Here is a 20,533-nt window from a genome sequence, read left to right on the forward strand (position 1 = left end):
GGATCAAGCGTGCCACGACGGCACGGAAACCCGATTGACCCGTACCGGGGCCCCTGTCATGGTCGCGCCCATGCCCACTTTCCCCGCCTCCGACGGCACCCTGCTCGCGTACCACGCGTCCGGTTCCGGCGCCCCGCTGGTCTGCCTGCCCGGCGGCCCCATGCAGGATTCCGCCTATCTGGACGATCTCGGCGGCCTCGACGCCCACCGCGCCCTGATCCGGCTCGACCTGCGCGGCACCGGCGCCTCGGCGGTGCCGGAGGACCCGGCCTCGTACCGCTGCGACCGGCAGGTCGAGGACGTCGAGGCGCTGCGCGCGCACCTCGGGCTCGACACGATCGACCTCCTCGGGCACTCGGCGGGCGCGAACCTGGCCGCGCTGTACACGGCCCGGCACCCGGAGCGGGTGGCCCGGCTCGTCCTCCTCGCACCGGGCACGGCGGCGGTCGGGCTCGACACGAGCGGGGAGGAGCGGCTCGCGGCGGCGCGGCGGCCGTGGCGCGAGGCGGAGCCGTGGTTCGCGGAGGCGTACGCGGCCCTGGAGGAGCTGGCTGCGGGGCGGGGCTCGGCGGAGACCTTCAAGGCGGTCGCGCCGTTCTTCCACGGGACCTGGGACGAGGCGGCGCGGGAGCGGAACGCGACCATGGTGCGGCAGCGGAACGGGGAGGCCGCGGGGGTCTACGCGAGCGAGGGCGCCTTCGCACCGGAGGCCACGCGCGCGGCGTTCGCGGAGTTCGACCGGCCGGTGCTCGTCGTCGCCGGGGAGGGCGACGCGAACACGCCGGTGCCGACGGCCGCCGCGTACGCGGCGCTGTTCCCGAAGGCGGAGATCGCGGTCCTGGCGGGGGCGGGGCACTTTCCGTGGCACGACGACGCGGGGTGGACGGCGGCGACGGTGGGCACCTTCCTGAAGCGCTGAAGGACGCCCGTGTCCCGGATCACGTCGCAGGCCCGGGACGCGGTCCGCGATGATGTGACCATGCGTTTTCTGTTCGTCGGCGACAGCATGACCATCGGACGCGCCGGCGACTGGACCTGGCGGTACCGCATGTGGGAGCACCTGGAGGCGACGCTCCCCGGCGGGTACGAGATCGTCGGCCCGCGCTCCGGCCTGTACGACCCCGCCGCCGACGCGCCGTCGTCGGCGGCGTACCCCGATCCCGCGTTCCCCGCCGACGCCCGGCGTCATCTGGCGGGCTGGGGCGAGGGCTGGCTGCACATGGCGCCCGTGATCGGCGGGACGGTGGCGGCCACGGGGGCGGACGTGCTGCTGATCTCCCTGGGCCTGATCGACCTGGGCTTCTACACGAACAGCGACCAGACGGAGGAGAACGTCCGGGCGTTCGTGGCGGCGGCGCGGGCCGCGAACCCGCGCGTCCGGGCCGTCCTCCTGCCGGTCATCCCCAACGTCCGCGCCGGGTACGACGCGCCGTTCGCCGCCGAGTGCGCCCGTTTCAACGAGCTCCTCGCGAAGGCGGTCGCCGACCTGGACACGGCGGCCTCGCCGCTTCTGCTCGCGACGGTTCCGGAGTCGTACGACCTCGGAGCCGACACGTACGACGGCACCCACCCGGGTCCGAGCGGCGAGCGCAAGCTGGCGGCCGCCTTCGCCGATGCGATGCACCAGGCGTGGGGCCTGGGCGGCCCGTACGTCCCCTGACGGTCAGGCGGCGCGGACCAGGCGGTTCGCGAAGGTCGACACCGTGTACGCGCCGATGCCGAGGACGACCTCCAGGGCGTTGCGGCGGGTGTGGCCGGCCTCCTCGAAGGCGGCGAGGTCCTCGTCGCTCACCGCGCCGGAGGAGGCGAGGACCCGGAGGGTGAACGTCCGGACGGCGGCGAGGCGTTCGGCGTCGGGGGCCGGTCCGAGGGCGGCCATCTTGGCCTCGTGCATGTCGACGCAGAGGTGGCACTGGTTGCGTTCGGCGACGGTCAGGATCACCGTCTCGCGGGAGTGCGGGTCGAGGGTGGTGGACTCGAAGGCCGCGCTGAGCTTGAGGAAGCCGTCGAGGGTCTCCGGGGAGGTCTCCTTGAGGAGGGCGACGGCGGTGGCGGTGCGGGCGGACATGTCGAGCGGTGCGGACAAGGCGGTTCCCCCTGACTAGAATGGACAACATGGTTGACCATGTCGCTGGAGAAAACGTAAACCAGGTTGTCGATAAGGGCAAGGAGGTGCCCCCGCACGACACCCCCGGGTACGAGCTGCCCCTGCTCCTCTTCGGCGGCTTCCGCACCCTCATCGACCGGCTGCACGCCCGCCTCGCCGAGGAGGGCCACCCCGACATGCGCCCCGCCCACGGCTTCGCCATGCAGGCCATCGGGGTCCACGGCGGCACCGCCAGCGACATCGGACGGCGCCTCGGCGTCTCCAAGCAGGCCGCCGGCAAGACCGTCGACCGCCTGCTCGCCGCCGGCTACGCGGAGCGCGCCGACGACCCCGCCGACGCGCGCCGCAAGCTCGTCCGGCTCACCCCGCGCGGGTACGACGCCCTCGCCCGCTCCGCCGCGATCTTCGACGACCTGCGGGCGGAGTGGATCGCCGTCCTCGGCGGAGACCGCGTCCGGGACGTGGAGGCGGCCCTGCGGAACGTCGTCCCCGCCGAGACGGCGTTCCGCCTGGACGCCACGAGCTGGCTGGGAACCCCCTAGGAACCGGGACCCTCAGGAACCAGGCCCTCAGGAACGGGGCCCCTCGGCGAGGGGTGCTCCCTCGGGAACGGGTGGCCCCCCGGGAACGGTCACCAGGCGAAGGCCTCCGGGGACGGCCCCGGCCCGGGGAAGATCTCGTCGAGCCCGGCCAGCACCTCCTCGCTCAGCTCCAGCTCCAGAGCGCGCAGCGCGCCCGCCAGCTGCTCCGGGGTGCGGGGACCGACGATCGGGCCGGTCACGCCGGGCCGGGTCAGCAGCCACGCCAGGGCCGCCTCACCGGGCTGCAGGCCGTGCTTGTCGAGCAGGTCCTCGTACGCCTGGAGCTTCGCCCGCTTCTCCGGGTCGGCCAGCGTGGCCGCCGCGCGCCCCTCCGTGCGCCGCTTGCCCTCGGTCTCCTTCCTCAGGACCCCGCCGAGCAGACCGCCGTGCAGCGGCGACCAGGGGATGACCCCGAGGCCGTACTCCTGCGCGGCCGGGATCACCTCCATCTCGGCGCGCCGCTCGAAGAGGTTGTAGAGGCACTGCTCGCTGACGAGCCCGACCGAGCCCCGCCGGGCGGCCACCTCGTTGGCCTGGGCGATCTTGTACCCGGGGAAGTTCGAGGAGCCGGCGTACAGCACCTTCCCCTGCTGGATCAGCACGTCGACGGCCTGCCAGATCTCCTCGAAGGGAGTGGCCCGGTCGACGTGGTGGAACTGGTACACGTCGATGTGGTCCGTCCCCAGCCGCTTCAGGCTGGCCTCCACGGCCCGCCGGATGTTGAGCGCCGAGAGCTTGTCGTGATTGGGCCAGGCCTCGCCGTCGGGGCCCATGTTCCCGTAGACCTTGGTGGCGAGGACCGTACGGTCGCGGCGGCCGTCGCCCTTGGCGAACCAGGAGCCGATGATCGACTCCGTCCGCCCCTTGTTCTCCGCCCACCCGTAGACGTTCGCGGTGTCGAAGAAGTTGAGCCCCGCGTCGAGGGCGGTGTCCATGATGGCGTGACTGGTGGCTTCGTCCGTCTGCGGTCCGAAGTTCATCGTCCCGAGGACGAGTCGGCTGACCTTGAGTCCGGTGCGTCCGAGCTGCGTGTACTCCATGGTCGTCAAGCCAACTGCTTCGAGCGCGCTCGAAGCAAGGCCCTTCCCACGGCGTGGCAGGGATCGACGGCGAGGGGCTACCGGCCGACCAGCGACGACACCGCGATGATCGCGAACATCAGGACGAGGGCGCCGGCCATGATCAGGTTTCGAGTCTTCGGATCCACCCGTCGAGGTTAACCCGCGCCCTCCCCGTCCCCGGCCAGGGGCCAGCGCTCCACCGTCTCGTACCGGGGCTGATCCCCCGGCACTCCGCTCACCGGCAGGTTCGACCGGACCAGGACCAGCTCGCCGACCTGCCAGCGGCCGCCCTCGAACCCGGCGAGCTCGTCGAGGAAGGGGCGCAGGCCCGCCGCCCCGCCCCCACGGGCCCGGGCGACCGTCAGATGGGCCTGGTAGCGGCGGTGCTCCTCCATCGGGACGCCGGAGCGGCGGGCGGCCGCGTCGGCGCGCTCGGCGAGCAGCCGCAGCTCGTCCAGGTCCCCGGCGGCACCGGCCCACAGCGTCCGCCGGCCGAAGTGCCCGCCGCCGTGGAGCCGCAACGGGAACGCCGGCGTCCGGTACGCGGCCCGCCCGAGCCGCGCCCGCAGCTCGGGCAGCAGCCCCTCGTCGACCTCCCCCATGAAGGCCAGGGTGAAGTGCCACCCCGGCCGCGAGGTCCAGCGAAGCCCGTCCGCACCGGGCAGCCGGCGCAGCCGGTCGACGACGCGACCGAGCTCGTCCAGCCGCGCCGGCGGCGGCACGACGGCGGCGAAAAGCCTCATGGGAGAAGTCTGGCAGGGGACGGGGCCGGACGACCGGATCAGGAGACCTGGTCGTACGGCCCCCCGGCCCAGCTGTTCCCCGTACCCGCCCCGGTCGACGTCCGGGCCTTGAACGGAACCTTCCAGTCACCCGTACCGGCGTAGAAGTACGCGGCACCCGCCGCCGTCCGGGCGTACAGGTCCGGACGGCCGTCCTTGTTCCCGTCACCGATCCCGACCACGTCCGCGTACACGTTCCAGCCGCCGCCGATCCTCGTGCGCGGCGCGAACGTGCCGTCGCCCTTGCCCAGGTACAGCCACAGCACGCCGTCCCCGTCACGGGCGACGAGGTCACCGGTCGGGTTGCCGCCGATCTGGCCGGTGGCGGTGAGCTGGTTGTGGATCCCCCAGCCGTGCCCGGTCTTCTTCCTCGGCGCGAAGGGCGCGGCGGTGTCCCCCGTGCCCTTGTACAGGTACAGGTCGCCGGCCCTGTCGACGGCGACGAGGTCCGCCCTCCCGTCGCCCGTCAGGTCGCTGCCGCCGGTGAGCTGCGTGTACGTGTTCCAGCCGCCGCCGATGCGCACCCGGGACTCGTAGCCGGTGCGGGTGTTGCTGCCGGTGCCGCGGTGGAGCCAGAGGACCCCGTCCCGGTCGCGGGCGACGAGGTCGGCGGCGTTCGAACCGGCGAGGTCGCCGACGGACTCGACCCGGTCGTAGACGTTCCAGCCGCGCAGACCGGAGCTGTGGTTCGGCGGGGCGACGAGCCGTCCCGTGGCGTCGTCCCAGCGCGTGCCGATCTGGTCGAGGTAGCCGTTCCTGTCCCGCGCGACCAGGTCCGGAGCCCCGTTGTCGTCGAAGTCGTGCGCCCCGGGGGAGCGGGTGACGGTGAGGGTGCCGGAGGTGGTGACCGACGGCATCCCGTTCCACGGCGTGGCGGTCACCGTCCAGTCGTACGCGCCGTTGGGGGCGGACTTCGGCCTCAGGGTGAAGGCGTCCGTCACCTCGCCGGTCCAGTCGAACCCGAGGGATCCGTCCGGGTACGCCCCGGAGCCGGACGCCGGCCGGACGGTCGTGCGGAACTTCTCCTCCGTCGCCCTGCTCCGCAGCTCGACGGTGAGGTCCGCCCTCGCCGTGGAGAACTTCCAGGACAGGCGGGCCCTGGCGACGCCGTCCAAGTCGACGGCGGCCGGGGCGCCCCCGACGTACGACAGGGGGGCGGCCCCGTCGTTCGGCTCGCCGGTGGAGGCGATCAGCTCGGCCGCGGGCCTGCCGTCCGCGCCGACCGCGACCCGGTAGACGCCCGCGCCGTGGGCGGCGGTGGTGCCGAGGACGAGCAGGGTGCCGTCGGGGCCGTCGACGGCGTGCGTCGCGTGGTCGAGGAGCCGGACCGTCGACCCGTCCTCCAGGGAGCGGGCCGAGAACGCGTGCCACGGCGTCGCGTTCCCGGTGGTGGCGCCCCACAGGAACCAGTCGCCCAGCAGCCCGCCGGTGATGTCCGGCGAGTCGTCGGGGCCGAGCGGGGTCCGCGCGACCTCGCTCCGTCCCCGTACGGCCGTGGCGAGAACCAGCTCGCCGCCGGTGCGCTCCGTCCACGCCACGCGGGTCGACGAGAGGAAGGAGGCCCTCGGCCGGCCGGTGTCCGGGGACATCGGGTAGCGGCCGGTCTCCCGCCCGTCGGCCAGGTCGACGACCACGTACTCGTCGTAGTTCATCGCGACCGCCGCGCCGGGCAGGGCGCCGGGCATCCACACGGGCTCCCTGTACCCGTCGCCCACCGTGCGGACGGTCGGCTTCCCGCCGGTGACGTCGACCAGCTTCAGCGTCTGCCGGCCGCTCACCAGGAGCGTCGGGCCGACGACGCCGGAGAGGGACCCGTGGGTCTCCTGGCTCGCCGCCAGGTCGAGGGTGACGGGCGCGGCGCCGGTCGCCATGTCGTACATCCGCACGGTCGAGGTGTGGATCTCCTCGGCCCCCGCCTCGTCCACCGCGCGCGCGACCACGACGACGTCCGATCCGGGTCCGGAGCCGAGGACGTACTCGCCCTCGCTCTTCTCGACGGCCTTCGACACCCCGTCGGCGTACCGGGTCCAGCGCGCCCGGCCGTCGGCGTCCTCCGACAGGAAGCCCGTCCTCCCGGCGCCGAGCAGCTTGCCCCCCGCCGCCAGGAACGGCACCCGGATCGACGCGGTGGCGGCCTCGGCGGCCGGGGCCACCGCCGCGGGGGCGGCCGTGGCCGTCGGCGCGACGAACGGCGTCACGGCGGCCACCGCCAGGACGATTCCCACCGACATGGAGACACGGCGTGACAAAGCAGTACGCAAGGCAATTCCCCCCAACCCTGTGGATACGCCCCTTACGACACCCCGCTCCGCCGAAAGGTTGTACGGCTAGCCTCTCCGGAATGAAGATCCGGAAGGGCGGGGCGGAGGACCTCCCCGCGATGCTCGCGATACTCGACAGCGCCGTGGTCTGGCTCAACGGCAAGGGGATCACCGCCCAGTGGGGCACGGAGCCGTTCTCCACCCGCCCCAGGGTGGTGGAACAGGTCGCGCGGACGATGTCCGAGGGCGACCCGTGGATCGTGGAGGTCGACGGCGTCCCGGCGGGCACGATGACGCTGACGCCGCACCCCGGCCAGTACGTCGAACCGGCCGACGAGCCGGAGGTGTACGTGCGCTTCCTGGCGACGGACGCGGACTTCCACGGCCACGGGGTGGGAGCGGCGCTCCTGGCTCACGCCGAGGCCGAGACCCGGCGCCGAGGGGTGGAGCTCCTCCGCGTGGACTGCTTCGCGGGCGGCGGGGGCCGCCTCGTCGAGTACTACGAACGACAGGGCTTCACCCGCACCACCGCGTTCGAGGTCGGCGACTGGCCGGGCCAGGTCCTGGAACGGCGGTTCTGACGACGACGGCGGGAGGGCCGGGGGCGGCCGCGGCACCGCCCCCGAACCGAAGCCGCGCCCCGACCGAAGCCGCACGCGCACGCGCGCCGAAGCCTGGACCGCACCCGCATCGAGGCCGGCACCGCCCCCGAACCGAAGCCGCGCCGAGGCCGCCGCCCGACCGAGGGCTACGCCGCGGTCACCAACCGCTCCCGCGGCACGAACCGCACCTGCGGGTGTCCCCGGTGCCATCCCATCGCGACCTTGAGGCCGCCGACCCGGGCCAGGACCAGTCCCACGAGGACCGCCGCGGCGAGCGAGACCGCGCCGCCCGCGGCGAAGCCGACGCGGGCGCCGTACGTGTCGGTGACCCAGCCGAGCAGCGGGGCCCCGATCGGCGTGCCGCCGGCGAAGACCATCATGTAGAGGCTCATGACCCGTCCCCGCATGGCGGGGTCGGTGGCCATCTGGACGGCCGAGTTCGCGGTGATGTTCACCGTGAGGCCGAGCAGTCCGATCGGCACGAGCAGCAGCGCGAAGAGCCAGAACGCGGGCGACAGGGCCGCCGCGATCTCCAGGACGCCGAAGACGCCCGCCGCGACGACCAGCATCCGCAGCCGGGTCGAGCCGCGGCGGGCCGCGGCGAGGGCGCCCACGAGGGAGCCGGCCGCCATCAGGGTGTTGAGGAAGCCGTACGAGCCGGCTCCGACGTGGAAGACGTCGCCGGAGAAGGCGGTGAGCCAGATCGGGAAGTTGAACCCGAAGGTCCCGATGAACCCCACCAGCACGATCGGCCAGATCAGGTCGGGCCGCCCGGCCACGTACCGCAGCCCCTCCCGCAGCTGGCCCTTGCCGCGCGGGGCGCGCTCCACCTTGTGGAGTTCGCTCGTCCGCATGAGCAGGAGGCTCGCGAGCGGGGCGAGGAAGGAGAGGCCGTTGAGCAGGAAGGCCCAGCCGCTGCCGACCCCGGCGATGAGGACGCCGGCGACGGCGGGGCCGATGAGCCGGGCGGACTGGAAGTTCGCCGAGTTCAGGGAGACGGCGTTGCGGAGCTGGCCGGGACCGACCATCTCGGAGACGAAGGTCTGCCGGGCGGGGTTGTCGACGACCGTGACCATGCCGAGCAGGAAGGCGATCAGATAGACGTGCCAGACCTGGATGTGGCCGGAGAGGGTGAGGGCGGCGAGCGCGAGCCCGCACAGCCCGAGGGCGGCCTGGCTGACGAGGAGCAGGCGCCGCTTCGGGTAGCGGTCGGCGATGACGCCGCCGTACAGCCCGAAGAGCAGCATCGGCAGGAACTGGAGGGCCGTCGTGACGCCGACGGCGGCGGCCGAGCCGGTGAGGCTCAGGACCAGCCAGTCCTGGGTGATCCGGGCCATCCACGTACCGGTGTTGGAGACGATCGCCCCGGTGAAGAACAGCCGGTAGTTCCGGATCCCGAGCGAGGAGAAGGTGCCTCCCCGCCCGCGGGTGTCGAGGGTGGGTTTGTGGACGGGTGCGGAGTCTGCTCCGGGTCCCGTACTCAAAGTGCGTCGCCTCCTTGGCGCCTCGGTCACAGGTGGGCGAGCTTCTCCAGGACCGGGGCGGCCGCGCGCAGCTTGGCCCACTCGTCCTCGTCCAGACCCTCGGCGAGGGAGGCCAGCCAGGCGTTCCGCTTGCGGCGGGACTCCTCGAGCATGGCTTCGGCCTGCTCGGTCTGGCTGACCACCTTCTGTCGGCGGTCGTCGGGGTGCGGCTCGAGCCGGACCAGTCCCTTGGCTTCGAGCAGCGCGACGATGCGGGTCATCGACGGCGGCTGGACGTGCTCCTTGCGGGCCAGCTCACCGGGGGTGGCGGAGCCGCAGAGCGACAGGGTGCCGAGCACCGACATCTCGGTGGGGCTCAGCGACTCGTCGACGCGCTGGTGCTTGAGGCGTCGGCCCAGTCGCATGACGGAGGAGCGGAGCGCGTTCACGGCCGCGGCGTCGTCGGCGGTGCCGTGGGACAGGTCAGGCATGTTCATTAGGCTAACTCATTACTCTGTCTAAATACCAACGGGAGCCCCCGGAGGTAGCGCGAATCACACCGGTACCACGGCGGGCGGCACCGCCGGGGCGCCGTACGCCGCCCCGGCGCGCCGCACGGCAGCACGGCGCACGCCAGATCACGCTTCGGCATCCATGTATCACCCAAACGAGTGAGTCGGATCCAGAAAGTGACGCAAAGAAGCCCCGGCTGCCCCGACCCTGAACGACATGGGATCGACAGTGCTCAGCCTGCGCATCGACGGTGAGCTGCTCGACCGGCTCAGGAGCCACGCCGCGAAAAGAGGAATGAGCGTCCAGGACTACGTGGCCCGGACGCTCATTCGCGAGGATTTCGACGAGCGGTTCAAGACCGCGGTCGACGAGACGGAAAGGTTCTACGGCCCGGCCTCAACCGGTACCGGAACCGGTGATCACGTGAGGCCGAGCGCCGGCATCGCGTAGTAGAAGACGAAGACCGCGGACACGACGTACATGGCCACCGGGACCTCGCGGCCCCGGCCGGCCGCGAGCCGCAGCACGCTGAACGCGATGAAGCCGATGCCGATGCCGTTCGTGATCGAGTACGTGAACGGCATCATCACCATGGCCAGGAACGCCGGCACCGCGATGGTGAAGTCGCTCCAGTCGATGTCCTTGACCGAACCGGCCAGGATCAGGAAGCCGACCGCGAGCAGCGCGGGCGTGGCCGCCTGCGACGGGACCATGGTCGCGAGCGGCGTGAGGAACAGCGCCACCGAGAACAGACCGCCGGTCACGACCGAGGCGAGGCCCGTACGGGCGCCCTCGCCGACGCCGGCCGTGGACTCCACGAAGCAGGTGGTGGCCGAGGAGGAGGTCGCGCCGCCGGAGGCGACGGCCAGGCCGTCGACGAGGAGGACCTTGTTGATGCCGGGGAAGTTGCCGTCCTCGTCGATCAGCTTGGCCTCGTCGCCGACGCCGAGGATCGTGCCCATCGCGTCGAAGAAGCAGGACAGCAGGACGGTGAAGACGAAGAGGACGCCGGTCAGCAGGCCGACCTTGTCGAAGCCGCCGAAGAGGCTGACCTTGCCGACGAGCCCGAAGTCGGGCGAGGCGACCGGGTTGCCCGGCCACTCCGGGGTGGTGAGGCCCCAGGAGGGGACCTTCGCGACCGCGTTGATCACCATGGCCACGAGCGTCATGACGACGATCGAGATCAGGATCGCGCCCGGCACCTTGCGGATGATCAGGGCGAGGGTGAGGAGGGTGCCCAGGATGAAGACGAGGACGGGCCAGCCGGTGAGGTGACCGCCGCCGCCGAGCTGGAGCGGGACGGTGGTGTGGGCGGCGTCGGGGATGCGGGAGACGAAGCCCGAGTCGACGAGGCCGATCAGCATGATGAAGAGGCCGATGCCGATCGCGATGCCCTTGCGCAGGCCGACCGGGACGGCGTTCATGACGCGCTCGCGCAGACCGGTCGCGACGAGCAGCATCACGACGATGCCGGCGAGGACGACCATGCCCATGGCGTCCGGCCAGGACATCTTGGGCGCGAGCTGGAGCGCGACGACCGTGTTGACGCCGAGGCCGGCGGCGAGGGCGATCGGGACGTTGCCGATGACGCCCATGAGGAGGGTCGTGAACGCCGCCGTGAGGACGGTGGCGGTGACGAGCTGGCCGCCGTCGAGCTGGTGCCCGTACATGTCCTTGGCGCTGCCGAGGATGATCGGGTTCAGCACGATGATGTAGGCCATCGCGAAGAAGGTGGCGAAGCCGCCGCGGACCTCGCGGGCGACGGTGGAGCCGCGCTCGGAGATCCGGAAGTAGCGGTCGAGGCCCGAGACGGGGGCACCGGGGGTGCCGGGGGTCTCCGGGGATGTGGCCTTGGCGGTGGCCGTCGAGCTCATGGGGGTTCCTCTTCGGAGGTTCAGAAAGTCCTTTTTTGGCGGTTCATACGAGGGGAACCCGCCAGAGGCAAACCGTTTCAGTATGAACACATGAACGAGCGGGAGTCCATCTCCGCGCGTAGACCGTACGAGGACACGAAAACGGGCCGCCTAGACTGAGCCCATGGCGAAGTGGACACCGAAGCACGAGGCACCCGAGCCCCTCGAAGGGCCCGTCGTCGCCACCATCACCGGCGGAACGATCCTCTGGTTCGTCCTCTTCGTCGTCCAGGTCCCCTTCTACGGCTGGTTCGCCGACCGGGGCCTCACCTCCTGGGTCTGGACCTGCCTGGCCGGCGCCGGACTCGGCCTGATCGGCATCTGGTACGTGAGGAAGCGGGACGCGGCGATCAAGCGGCACGCGGCGGCGAACGCGGCGGCGCGGACGACGGAGCCCCCGGAGGCCCGCCCCGGCGCCTGACGCCGACCCGCCCCACCCCGCCCCACCCCGTCCCGGCGCCCGACGCCGGTTCGCCCTGCTCGGCAGGTGAACGACCCGAACCGGTCGTACCGTCGAAAACATGACTCAGCGGGCGAAGATCGACACGGCCGGCGACGGGACCGGCGACGGACCCCCCGCCGGAACCGCCGGGGCCACCGGGACCACGCCGACGGAACCGCCCGTCGTGCACCGCCCCGCCGGCCTGACCTCCGCCGAGGTCGCCGAACGGGTCGCGCGCGGGGAGGTCAACGACGTCCCCCTCCGCAACTCCCGCTCGACCGCCGACATCGTCCGCGCGAACGTCCTCACCCGCTTCAACGCGATCATCGGCGTGCTGTGGGTGATCATGCTGGTCGTCGCGCCGATCCAGGACAGCCTCTTCGGCTTCGTGATCGTCGCCAACACCGGCATCGGCATCGTCCAGGAACTCCGCGCCAAGAAGACCCTCGACGGACTCGCGGTCATCGGCGAGGCGAGACCCACCGTCCGGCGCGACGGCGCCACCGCCGAGATCCCCACCTCCGAGATCGTCCTCGGCGACCTCATCGAACTCGGACCGGGCGACAAGGTCGTCGTCGACGGCGAGGTGGCGGAGGCCGACAGCCTGGAGATCGACGAGTCGCTGCTCACGGGCGAGGCCGACCCGGTGGTGAAGAAGCCCGGCGACCGGATGATGTCCGGCTCGTTCGTGGTGGCCGGCGGCGGCGCCTTCACCGCCACCAAGGTCGGCCGCGAGGCGTACGCCGCCCAGCTCGCCGAGGAGGCGTCCCGCTTCACCCTCGTCCACTCGGAGCTGCGCACGGGCATCTCCACGATCCTCAAGTACGTGACGTGGATGATGGTCCCGACCGCGATCGGGCTCGTCGTCAGCCAGCTCGTCGTCAAGGACAACGCCTTCAAGCAGGCGGTCGCCCGCACGGTCGGCGGCATCGTCCCGATGATCCCCGAGGGCCTCGTCCTGCTCACCTCGGTCGCCTTCGCGGTCGGGGTGATCCGGCTCGGCCGCCGGCAGTGCCTCGTCCAGGAACTGCCCGCGATCGAGGGCCTGGCCCGGGTCGACGTCGTCTGCCTCGACAAGACGGGCACGCTCACCGAGGGCGGCATGGACGTCACGGACCTCCGCCCCCTGAACGGCAGCGACGAGACGTACGTACGGAAGGTGCTGGGCGCCCTCGGCGAATCCGACCCGCGCCCGAACGCCTCCCTCCAGGCCATCAAGGACGCCTATCCGGACACGGTGGAGTGGCGCTGCACGGAGAGCCTGCCGTTCTCCTCGGCCCGCAAGTACAGCGGCGCGTCGTTCAGCGAGGGCGACGGCGAGAGCTCGACGTGGCTGCTGGGCGCCCCGGACGTCCTCCTGGCCGCCGAGGACCCGGCCCTCGGCGAGATCGACCACCTCAACGAACAGGGCCTGCGGGTCCTCCTCCTCGCCCGTGCGGTCCACGAACTCGACAGCCCGGCCGTGGCCACCGACGCCCGCCCCACCGCCCTCGTCGTCCTGGAACAGCGACTGCGCCCCGACGCCGCCGACACCCTCGCCTACTTCGCCGACCAGCAGGTCGCCACCAAGGTCGTCTCCGGGGACAACGCGGTCTCCGTGGGCGCGGTGGCCGCGAAGCTCGACATGCCGGGCGCGGAGCACACCGTGGACGCCCGCACCCTCCCCGCCGAGCGGGAGGACATGGCGAAGGCCCTGGACGAGAACGCGGTCTTCGGCAGGGTCACCCCGCGGCAGAAGCGGGACATGGTGGCGGCGCTGCAGTCCCGGGGCCACACCGTCGCCATGACGGGGGACGGCGTCAACGACGTCCTCGCGCTCAAGGACGCGGACATCGGCGTCTCGATGGGCTCGGGCTCGGAGGCGACGCGGGCGGTGGCCCAGATCGTCCTGCTGGACAACAGCTTCGCGACGCTCCCGTCGGTGGTGGCGGAGGGCCGCCGGGTCATCGGCAACATCACGCGCGTGGCGACCCTCTTCCTCACGAAGACGGTCTACTCGGTCCTCCTGGCGATCCTGGTGGTCGTCTCCCAGGTGGAGTACCCCTTCCTCCCCCGGCACCTGACCCTGCTCTCCACCCTCACGATCGGCGTGCCGGCCTTCTTCCTCGCACTGGCCCCCAACAAGGAACGCGCGCGGCCGAACTTCGTACGGCGGGTCATGCGGTACGCGATCCCCGGCGGCGTCATCGCGGCGGCGGCCACCTTCACCACGTACCTCCTGGCCCGCCACCACTACACGGGCACGGACTCCCTGGGCGCCGAGACCAGCGCGGCCACCCTCACGCTCTTCCTGGTCTCCCTGTGGGTCCTCGCGATCATCGCCCGCCCCTACACCTGGTGGCGCCTCGCCCTGGTCGCCGCCATGGGAGGGGCCTTCCTCCTGGTCCTCGCCGTCCCCTGGCTCCAGAAGTTCTTCGCCCTGAAACTGGTGGGCGTGACGATGCCGTGGACGGCGGTGGCGATCGCGGCGGCGGGCTGCGCCCTGCTGGAACTGGCGTGGCGGTGGGTGGGCCGGAGGTTCCCGACGTGAGGACCCGGCCTCCGGCGGGCGGCCGCCGCCCCTCGGACTGACGTCGCTTTCCGCACGTCCGGCGACGACGCCGTCCACGGAGGGGCGGCGACGACCGCCGTCCCTCAGTCGAACCAGCGGTCCCGCGCCAGTTCCGCCGTCCTCGACGGGTCCTCCAGGAGGGCCGCCACCTCGAAGCGGCGGGGCCACTGGCCGGCCGCCCAGGCGAGGCCGGCCGCCACGCCCTCCAGGGTGGCGGCGTGGACGACGCCGTCGGGGGTGCGGCGCCAGTCGAGTTCGGTGCCGCCGGCGTGGAGTTCCTCGTGCTCGACGTACGAGGCGGGGGTGGCCGGGCCCAGGAGGGCGTGCACCGAGGGCGGCACCTCGTGCTCCTCGCCGACCGTCGTCACCCCGGCCTCGACCGCCTCGCTCAGCCGGCGGACCTGGAACAGGTCGGCCAGGTCCGCGGCGCGGGACGGCGAGACGGGGAGCAGGGGGAGGCCGCCGGCCAGCGGGAGGAGGTCGGGGGCGTCCGCCACCAGGGCCTCCGACGCGTCGACCACGACCAGGGTGCCGTCCACGACCGCCCGCAGTTCGTCGGGGAGCGTCACCTGATCGGGGTCCAGGTCCGCCAGGGCCGTGTACAGGGCGTGCAGCTGCGGGGCCGTCACCTCCCGCGACGGGTCCGCCAGGCGGGCCAGGAGCTCCGCCGCGCCGCCCGGCTCGTCGAGGAGGGCCGCGACCGAGGTGCGGACGCCCAGGGCGCGCAGGACCTGCTCGTCCTCGAAGCCGGTCGCGTCGGCGGAGTCGTACAGTCCGGCGAGGAGCGGGTCCGAGCCCTCCGCGCGGAGGCCCGCCGGGTGGCGGCCGTCCAGGACCGGGTGGTCGCGCAGCCACCAGGCGGTGTACGAGCGGACGGTCTCCGTCGTGCCGTCCGGGAGGAGCACCCGTACCGGCTGGGTCAGGGCGTCCCGGAGCGGCGGCTGCGCGAGGAGGGCGAGCGCCATGGGCCAGCAGTCGTCGTCGACCAGATCCAGGTCCCGTACGGCCACGATCTCCGTCGCCACCGGGGGCACGGGGGTCTCCGGGAGCCGGTCCAGGACGTCCTCGCACCAGACGTCGACCGCGTCGAGGAGACCCGCGTCGTCCGGCTCGGGATAGTCGCCCTCGCGCGGCTCGACCTCGTCCGGGTCGAGGACCAGGTCGGTCGCGCGGATCAGGGCGAAGTTCGCGAGCACCCCGCACGCGGCGAGCGGCTGCTCACCCCAGCGGGCGGCCAGGTCGCCGTCGACGAAGGCGAGTTCGTCCTCGCGCATCACCGAGGCGAAGGGCGAGCCCGTGAGGACCAGCTCGCCCGCGGGGGAGAGTTCGCCGTCCTCGTCGGGGAGGGCGAGCGCGCCGAGCCACGGCTCGTCGCCCGGGTCGAGCTCCGCGTCCCTGACCAGGGCGAGGACCGTCTCGGCCAGTTCCTCCGCGTCGAGGGTGTCGGCGTCCTCGTCCCAGATCTCCCCCGCGTCGAGGGAGGCCGCGACCGCCGCCCGCACCTGCGGGGTCGTCAGGACCGCGCGGGGCGTGGCGGGCAGGGCGCCCAGCTTCTCCAGGAGCGGGTGCGCCGCCTCCGGGTGCGCCACCTTCAGACCGAGCCGGGTCAGCTCGGCGGGGGTGCGGTCCTGCGGCAGGAGGACCTGGCGGGGGCCGATCGTCGTACGGATCCTGGCGCCCTCGGCGTTCTCGGCGAGCGGCACCGGGAGGCCCGTCAGACGGTCCGGGTCGACGCCGGCGAGCGAGTCGTACAGCCGCCACCACCACGTCGGCGGCCGGTCCACCCCGGCGAGTCGGTCGACGGCCTCGGTGAGGGGCACGCGTCCGATGCCGAGCGTACGGAGCTCGGGGCGGCGCTCCAGGCCGGCCGGGAGGAGCGTCGGGAACACCTCGGCGAGGACCTCGACGGTCTCCGCGCCCGCGCCCTCCACGACCTCCGCCTCGATCGGGCGGAGCGCGGGCAGCTCCTCGGACGGCGCGGCGGGCGCCAGGAACGCCACCCTCGGCAGCCGGTCCAGGATCGCCTCGCGCAGCGCCCCGTCGAGCGGGCCCTTGCCGAGCGGCCCGGGCACGAGGTCGAGGGCCGCGGTCGTCACCGGCCGCCAGTCGGAGAGCAGTTCGGCGTACGCGTCGGCCGCGCGCTGCACCAGGAAGTCGGTGAGCGGCCCCGGCGCCGGGTGCCGGCGGGCGGTGTCCAGCGGGAGGGACGCGATGAGGAGCGCGGGGATGCCGAGCGGCTCGTCGGTCGGGGTGGGGGCGTGCACGACGGGCGTGGTGCGGGGGTGCTTCGGGGCGCCCTCGGCGTCCACGGGTACGGCCCAGGTGACGGACCAGTGGGGGCGCAGGCGCTCCTCGACCGGGCGGTCCTTGAGGAGCCCGGACTCGATCGGGCCGCCGTGGGTGACGGTCCGCCAGCGGTGGCCGCCGGCCGCGGAGTCGTCGATCCGGACGTAGCCGTCCTCGTCGGAGCGGCGGAGGGTCCGCACCCCTCCTCCGGGTGTCTCGACGACGATCTCCGCGAGACCCGGAAGGGTGAGGAGGAGGGCGTCGTCGACGGAGGCGAGGAGGCGCTCGGTCAGGTCCTCGGCGGCGGTGTCGCGCATCGGGAGGACGACGACGGTGTCGTAGCCCTCGGGGGCGGTGCCCTCGGCAGGCAGCGGCAGGCGCAGCAGCGGTACGTGGCCGTCGCGGCGGCGCAGTTCGTCGCCGAGGCCCGGGCTGTACCGGGCGGCTTCGGCGGCCAGCTCCCGCGCCTCGGCGAGGGACCAGCGGACGCCGCCGTGCCGGCCCAGGACGGCGGGCTCGTCGGTGACGGCGAGGACGGCGGCGAAGCCGACGCCGAAGCGGCCGACGGCGCCGTGGCCCTGCTCGCGTTTGGCGGAGGCGCGGAGGGTGGACAGCGACTCGGCTCCGGCGGCGTCCAGCGGGGCGCCGGTGTTCGCCGCGGCGAGGACGGCGGGGCCCTCGTGGTCCGCGGGGTGCAGGGTCAGCCGGAGGCGGCCCGTGACGCCGGCGCGGTGGGCGGCGTCGGCGGCGTTCTGGGCGAGCTCGACGACGAGGCGGTCGCGGTAGCCGCCGAGCGCGAGGTCCTCCTCGGCGTTGGCGTCCTCGCGGAACCGGGCGGGACTGGCGCCCCAGGCGTCGAGCACGCCCCGCCGCAGCCGTGCGGTGCCGAAGGGGTCGGTTCCGTCGGTCGTCGTCCGGACGCTGACGCTCACGTCTGACTCCACTCTTCGGGGCGGTCGTTCCCGGACCATTGGGCCCGGGGCCCGAAGGTACCGCGGGCCGCGCCCGCCGAGCACGCGGCCCGGAGGCGGGGCGCGGCCCGGGCCGGTGGGCGGGCTACGAGTGGCCCAGGTCCTCCGACGCCGCGTCCGGTTCCGTCGTGGAGCCGGAGTCCTTCGCCGGGCGGAGGGGGAACTCGTCCGCCGCCATGGAGTCCAGCACCGGCGGCGCCGGCCGCGGCGGCTTCGGCATGACGGCGGCCTCCGAGTGACCGCCGCAGCCGTACGCGAGGGACACGACCCGGCCGTCCGCCGGGGAGAACTCGTTGGCGCAGATGCCGAACGCCTGCTTCAGGGACCCGGCCAGCGGCACCAGGAACGCGCAGGACTCGCAGGAGGCGGGCGCCGCCTGGGCCATCGGCGTCTTCGCGCCGAACGCCTCGTCCCACCGGTCCGCGGCCACGTGCAGGCCGTAGCGGGAGAGGACCCGCGCCCGGCGCATGCCGAGTTCCTCCGCGACCGCGGCGATGGCGCCGCGCGACGGGGTGCGCGAGGTGAGCTCGGCGTCCTCCTCGTCGAGGTGCTCCTCCATCTCCTCCGAGACGACGGAGTTCGGCGGCGGCGCGTCCTCGCCGGAGTAGCCGGGCTCCAGGCGCAGGTCGTCCTGCTCCGTGGGGAGGAGGTCGCCGGGCCCCATGTCGCCGGGCCGCAGCCGCTCGCTCCACGGCACCCATTCGGGGGCGAGGAGCGCGTCGGCGCCGGGCAGCAGGACGGTTTCGTCAAGCGTGACGTTCTTGGCGCGGGAGGCGCGGGTGACGGTCACCGCCCAGCGCCAGCCCCGGTAGCCGGGCTCCTTGGACTCGAAGAAGTGCGTGACGACCCGGTCGCCCTCCGCGACGACCTCGACGTGCGCGCCCACGATCCCTGGCGCGGCCGCCTCCTCGGCGGCCTCCCGCGCGAGGTCTACGGCCTCCGCGCACAGGCGGTCGGGGGTACGCGTGGCTCGCGGGGTACGCGGGGTACCGCTTCGCGTCGTCGCAGCACTCACAGGTCTCGCTTCTCTCCTACGCCGTCTCACGGGTGCGCCGGCCGAGGGGCGGGAGCGAAGCCACGGGCGGCGGGCGGAGCGGACCAGGGGGCCGCATCGACGTCCGCACCCGACTTGTCTCGCGCGTCTCGGGCACACCTAACGTCATCCATTCTGCGGGATGCCGAAGAGGCGCGCGGCCGAGAGATTCCGCCGGTGACGCGCTACGCACGCTACCCCGTTCGCGGGCCTCCGCCCACATGCCCGCTCCAAGTGGCCCGCATCCCGGACGACCCGCCCGCCCGAACCGCCCCCGTACGGGCCGCGGCGGACGACGGGGGCGAGGGCGTACGGGCCCGGGCCGGGGACCCGGGAGCGAGGGCGTACGGGCCGGGCCGGAGGCCCGGGAGCGGGGGCGTACGGGCCGGGCCGGGGGCCCGGGACGGAGCCGTGCGGCGGCCGTCCGTCACCGATCGCTCCCGGCCGTCCTCGTCGTGCCCCGGTTCGCGGGGCGCGCCCGTGGGGCACTATGACGGAGTGGCAGCCGCACGGTCCCCCGTACGATCGCATGATCCCGCCGGGCCGCTCCGCCGAGCGGGCCGGAAGGTCGGGCGTGCCCTGCACCTGCCGTTCACCGGGACCGCGAAGGGCATCCGCAAGGCCACTCACGCGCACGGCGCGGGCGAGTCGGGCCTCGGGAAGCTGATCGAGCTGCACGCCGTGAACGGCGCCGGCGACGTCATGATCACCGTCGCCCTCGCCTCCACCGTCTTCTTCTCCGTGCCGACCGACGAGGCCCGCGGCCGCGTCGCGCTCTACCTGGCCGTCACGATGGCCCCCTTCACCCTCCTCGCCCCCGTGATCGGTCCCCTCCTGGACCGGATCCCGCACGGGCGGCGCGCGGCGATGGCGGGCGCGATGCTGACCCGCGCGGTCCTCGCGATCATGATGTCGGGGGCGGTGGCGACGGGCGGGCTGGAGCTCTATCCGGCGGCGCTCGGCGTCCTCGTGGCCTCCAAGGCGTACGGGGTGGTCCGCAGCGCCGTCGTGCCCCGGCTCCTGCCACCGGGCTTCTCGCTCGTGAAGGCGAACTCCCGGGTCACCCTCGCCGGGCTGCTCGCCACCGGCATCGCCGCGCCCGTGGGGGCGGGGCTGCAGATGGTCGGGTCGGGGTGGCCGCTGTACGGGGCGTGCGCCCTGTTCCTGCTCGGTACGTTCTGGGCCCTGCGGATGCCGCACAAGGTGGACTCCGCGAAGGGCGAGCGGCGGGCGCACCTGCTGACCCACGGCGAGAAGAAGCCGAGTCTGCGGACGGTGGGCCCGTCGGTGCTGCGCGGCCTGACGGCGAACGCGTCGCAGCGCATGCTGTCCGGCTTCCTGATCTTCTTCCTGGCGTTCCTGCTGCGGGAGCATCCGCTGTCGGGGCAGAGCGCCGCCGTCTCCCTGGGGATCGTGGGCGTGGCGGCGGGCACCGGGAACGCCTGCGGTACGGCCGCCGGCTCGTTGCTGCGGGACAGGGGCCACGGGCCCGAGGTGATCATCGCCGCGATGATCACGACGGTGTTCGGCACGGCGGTCTTCACCGCCGTCTTCTTCGGCGGCCTGATGGTCGCCGTCCTCGGCGCGGTCGCGGGGCTCACCCAGGCCCTGTCGAAGCTGTCGCTGGACGCGCTGATCCAGCGGGACGTGCCGGAGCTGGTGCGGACCTCGGCGTTCGCTCGTTCCGAGACGGCCCTGCAGATGGCGTGGGTGGTGGGCGGCGGGATCGGCATCGCCCTGCCCCTGAACGGCACCCTCGGCATGTCCGTCGCCGCCGCCATCCTGGGTCTGGGCGCGCTCTTCTCCGTCCGTGGCCTCCTCTCGGCGTCCCGCAGCCGCTCGGGCCCCAAGGGCCGCCCCAGGGCGAAGGTGCCCTAGGCCGAACCCGCGCAGCCCGTACGGGGCCCCTGGGCGCCCGTACGGGGGCCCCTGGGCACCCCGGAGGAGGCCGAGGGCGCTCCCGCACG

At 73.5% G+C, this 20,533-nt stretch carries 17 protein-coding genes; 8 read left to right on the forward strand and 9 right to left on the reverse strand.

What is annotated here, in order from left to right; genetic code table 11:
• The first annotated feature begins 70 nt into the window (after positions 1-70).
• On the forward strand, positions 71-919 hold the full coding sequence (locus tag IE180_RS16525) for an alpha/beta fold hydrolase (protein WP_190157617.1): 849 nt from the start codon (positions 71-73) through the stop codon (positions 917-919).
• 60 nt (positions 920-979) lie between these two features.
• Positions 980-1,660: a GDSL-type esterase/lipase family protein gene (locus tag IE180_RS16530; protein ID WP_190157618.1), complete on the forward strand. Its 681-nt coding sequence runs from the start codon at positions 980-982 to the stop codon at positions 1,658-1,660.
• 3 nt (positions 1,661-1,663) lie between these two features.
• Here IE180_RS16530 and IE180_RS16535 read toward each other — a convergent pair whose 3' ends face one another.
• Complete coding sequence (locus IE180_RS16535) at positions 1,664-2,068, reverse strand: carboxymuconolactone decarboxylase family protein (RefSeq protein ID WP_190157705.1); 405 nt, start codon at positions 2,066-2,068, stop codon at positions 1,664-1,666.
• A 47-nt stretch (positions 2,069-2,115) separates the two neighbouring features.
• Between IE180_RS16535 and IE180_RS16540 the strand changes: the two genes are divergently transcribed.
• Positions 2,116-2,649 (forward strand): MarR family winged helix-turn-helix transcriptional regulator, encoded by a 534-nt coding sequence (locus tag IE180_RS16540; RefSeq protein ID WP_229860516.1) that lies wholly within the window; start codon positions 2,116-2,118, stop codon positions 2,647-2,649.
• 89 nt (positions 2,650-2,738) lie between these two features.
• On the opposite strand, the gene IE180_RS16545 is transcribed toward IE180_RS16540, so the two are convergent.
• From IE180_RS16545 to IE180_RS16555, 3 genes are all read right to left on the reverse strand, one after another.
• A complete protein-coding gene (locus tag IE180_RS16545) occupies positions 2,739-3,728 on the reverse strand; it encodes an aldo/keto reductase (RefSeq protein WP_190157706.1) in 990 nt (329 codons plus the stop codon).
• A gap of 176 nt (positions 3,729-3,904) precedes the next feature.
• The gene (gene thpR / locus IE180_RS16550) at positions 3,905-4,492 is read right to left on the reverse strand and encodes an RNA 2',3'-cyclic phosphodiesterase (RefSeq protein WP_190157620.1); all 588 of its coding nucleotides are present in this window, start codon (positions 4,490-4,492) and stop codon (positions 3,905-3,907) included.
• A gap of 38 nt (positions 4,493-4,530) precedes the next feature.
• The gene (locus IE180_RS16555) at positions 4,531-6,762 is read right to left on the reverse strand and encodes an FG-GAP repeat domain-containing protein (RefSeq protein ID WP_190157621.1); all 2,232 of its coding nucleotides are present in this window, start codon (positions 6,760-6,762) and stop codon (positions 4,531-4,533) included.
• A gap of 110 nt (positions 6,763-6,872) precedes the next feature.
• On the opposite strand from IE180_RS16555, the gene IE180_RS16560 reads away from it, so the two are divergent.
• Entirely contained in the window at positions 6,873-7,373 is a 501-nt protein-coding gene (locus IE180_RS16560; protein ID WP_190157622.1) for a GNAT family N-acetyltransferase, read from the forward strand.
• A 167-nt stretch (positions 7,374-7,540) separates the two neighbouring features.
• Here the strand turns inward: IE180_RS16560 and IE180_RS16565 are convergent, their stop codons facing one another.
• Both IE180_RS16565 and IE180_RS16570 read right to left on the reverse strand, forming a co-directional pair.
• Positions 7,541-8,878 carry an MFS transporter gene (locus IE180_RS16565; RefSeq protein ID WP_190157623.1) on the reverse strand — a complete coding sequence of 446 codons (1,338 nt, stop codon included), beginning with the start codon at positions 8,876-8,878 and terminating at the stop codon, positions 7,541-7,543.
• Positions 8,879-8,904: 26 nt separating this feature from the next.
• Positions 8,905-9,348, reverse strand: a complete 444-nt coding sequence (locus IE180_RS16570; RefSeq protein ID WP_030693586.1) for a MarR family winged helix-turn-helix transcriptional regulator — start codon at positions 9,346-9,348, stop codon at positions 8,905-8,907.
• 238 nt (positions 9,349-9,586) lie between these two features.
• On the opposite strand from IE180_RS16570, the gene IE180_RS16575 reads away from it, so the two are divergent.
• Positions 9,587-9,820: a hypothetical protein gene (locus IE180_RS16575; RefSeq protein ID WP_123454313.1), complete on the forward strand. Its 234-nt coding sequence runs from the start codon at positions 9,587-9,589 to the stop codon at positions 9,818-9,820.
• On the opposite strand, the gene IE180_RS16580 is transcribed toward IE180_RS16575, so the two are convergent.
• Positions 9,790-11,244, reverse strand: a complete 1,455-nt coding sequence (locus IE180_RS16580; RefSeq protein WP_190157624.1) for an NCS2 family permease — start codon at positions 11,242-11,244, stop codon at positions 9,790-9,792. The genes IE180_RS16575 and IE180_RS16580 overlap by 31 nt on opposite strands.
• Positions 11,245-11,407: 163 nt before the next feature.
• On the opposite strand from IE180_RS16580, the gene IE180_RS16585 reads away from it, so the two are divergent.
• Both IE180_RS16585 and IE180_RS16590 read left to right on the forward strand, forming a co-directional pair.
• Complete coding sequence (locus IE180_RS16585) at positions 11,408-11,704, forward strand: DUF2530 domain-containing protein (protein ID WP_190157625.1); 297 nt, start codon at positions 11,408-11,410, stop codon at positions 11,702-11,704.
• A gap of 100 nt (positions 11,705-11,804) precedes the next feature.
• Positions 11,805-14,255, forward strand: coding sequence for an HAD-IC family P-type ATPase (locus IE180_RS16590; protein WP_190157626.1), 2,451 nt, complete (start codon positions 11,805-11,807; stop codon positions 14,253-14,255).
• A 104-nt stretch (positions 14,256-14,359) separates the two neighbouring features.
• Here IE180_RS16590 and IE180_RS16595 read toward each other — a convergent pair whose 3' ends face one another.
• Positions 14,360-17,533, reverse strand: coding sequence for a sacsin N-terminal ATP-binding-like domain-containing protein (locus tag IE180_RS16595; RefSeq protein ID WP_229860517.1), 3,174 nt, complete (start codon positions 17,531-17,533; stop codon positions 14,360-14,362).
• 85 nt (positions 17,534-17,618) lie between these two features.
• Entirely contained in the window at positions 17,619-18,548 is a 930-nt protein-coding gene (locus tag IE180_RS16600) for a DUF3027 domain-containing protein (RefSeq protein ID WP_190157628.1), read from the reverse strand.
• 516 nt (positions 18,549-19,064) lie between these two features.
• Here IE180_RS16600 and IE180_RS16605 point away from each other — a divergent pair.
• The gene (locus tag IE180_RS16605; protein WP_190157629.1) at positions 19,065-20,444 is read left to right on the forward strand and encodes an MFS transporter; all 1,380 of its coding nucleotides are present in this window, start codon (positions 19,065-19,067) and stop codon (positions 20,442-20,444) included.
• Positions 20,445-20,533: the final 89 nt, after the last annotated feature.

The organism is Streptomyces litmocidini (assembly GCF_014649755.1).
GTDB classification, from domain to species: domain Bacteria; phylum Actinomycetota; class Actinomycetes; order Streptomycetales; family Streptomycetaceae; genus Streptomyces; species Streptomyces litmocidini.

What these genes read in the sequence shown, in the direction of transcription:
- IE180_RS16530 (WP_190157618.1), top strand. Translation starts at nt 980, where the DNA reads ATGCGTTTTCTGTTCGTCGGCGACAGCATGACCATCGGACGCGCCGGC.
- IE180_RS16575 (WP_123454313.1), top strand. Translation starts at nt 9,587, where the DNA reads ATGGGATCGACAGTGCTCAGCCTGCGCATCGACGGTGAGCTGCTCGAC.
- IE180_RS16540 (WP_229860516.1), top strand. Translation starts at nt 2,116, where the DNA reads ATGGTTGACCATGTCGCTGGAGAAAACGTAAACCAGGTTGTCGATAAG.
- IE180_RS16545 (WP_190157706.1), bottom strand. Translation starts at nt 3,728, where the DNA reads ATGGAGTACACGCAGCTCGGACGCACCGGACTCAAGGTCAGCCGACTC.
- IE180_RS16535 (WP_190157705.1), bottom strand. Translation starts at nt 2,068, where the DNA reads ATGTCCGCCCGCACCGCCACCGCCGTCGCCCTCCTCAAGGAGACCTCC.
- IE180_RS16525 (WP_190157617.1), top strand. Translation starts at nt 71, where the DNA reads ATGCCCACTTTCCCCGCCTCCGACGGCACCCTGCTCGCGTACCACGCG.
- IE180_RS16590 (WP_190157626.1), top strand. Translation starts at nt 11,805, where the DNA reads ATGACTCAGCGGGCGAAGATCGACACGGCCGGCGACGGGACCGGCGAC.
- IE180_RS16560 (WP_190157622.1), top strand. Translation starts at nt 6,873, where the DNA reads ATGAAGATCCGGAAGGGCGGGGCGGAGGACCTCCCCGCGATGCTCGCG.
- IE180_RS16570 (WP_030693586.1), bottom strand. Translation starts at nt 9,348, where the DNA reads ATGCCTGACCTGTCCCACGGCACCGCCGACGACGCCGCGGCCGTGAAC.
- IE180_RS16555 (WP_190157621.1), bottom strand. Translation starts at nt 6,762, where the DNA reads ATGTCGGTGGGAATCGTCCTGGCGGTGGCCGCCGTGACGCCGTTCGTC.
- IE180_RS16580 (WP_190157624.1), bottom strand. Translation starts at nt 11,244, where the DNA reads ATGAGCTCGACGGCCACCGCCAAGGCCACATCCCCGGAGACCCCCGGC.
- IE180_RS16585 (WP_190157625.1), top strand. Translation starts at nt 11,408, where the DNA reads ATGGCGAAGTGGACACCGAAGCACGAGGCACCCGAGCCCCTCGAAGGG.
- IE180_RS16595 (WP_229860517.1), bottom strand. Translation starts at nt 17,533, where the DNA reads ATGGTCCGGGAACGACCGCCCCGAAGAGTGGAGTCAGACGTGAGCGTC.
- thpR (WP_190157620.1), bottom strand. Translation starts at nt 4,492, where the DNA reads ATGAGGCTTTTCGCCGCCGTCGTGCCGCCGCCGGCGCGGCTGGACGAG.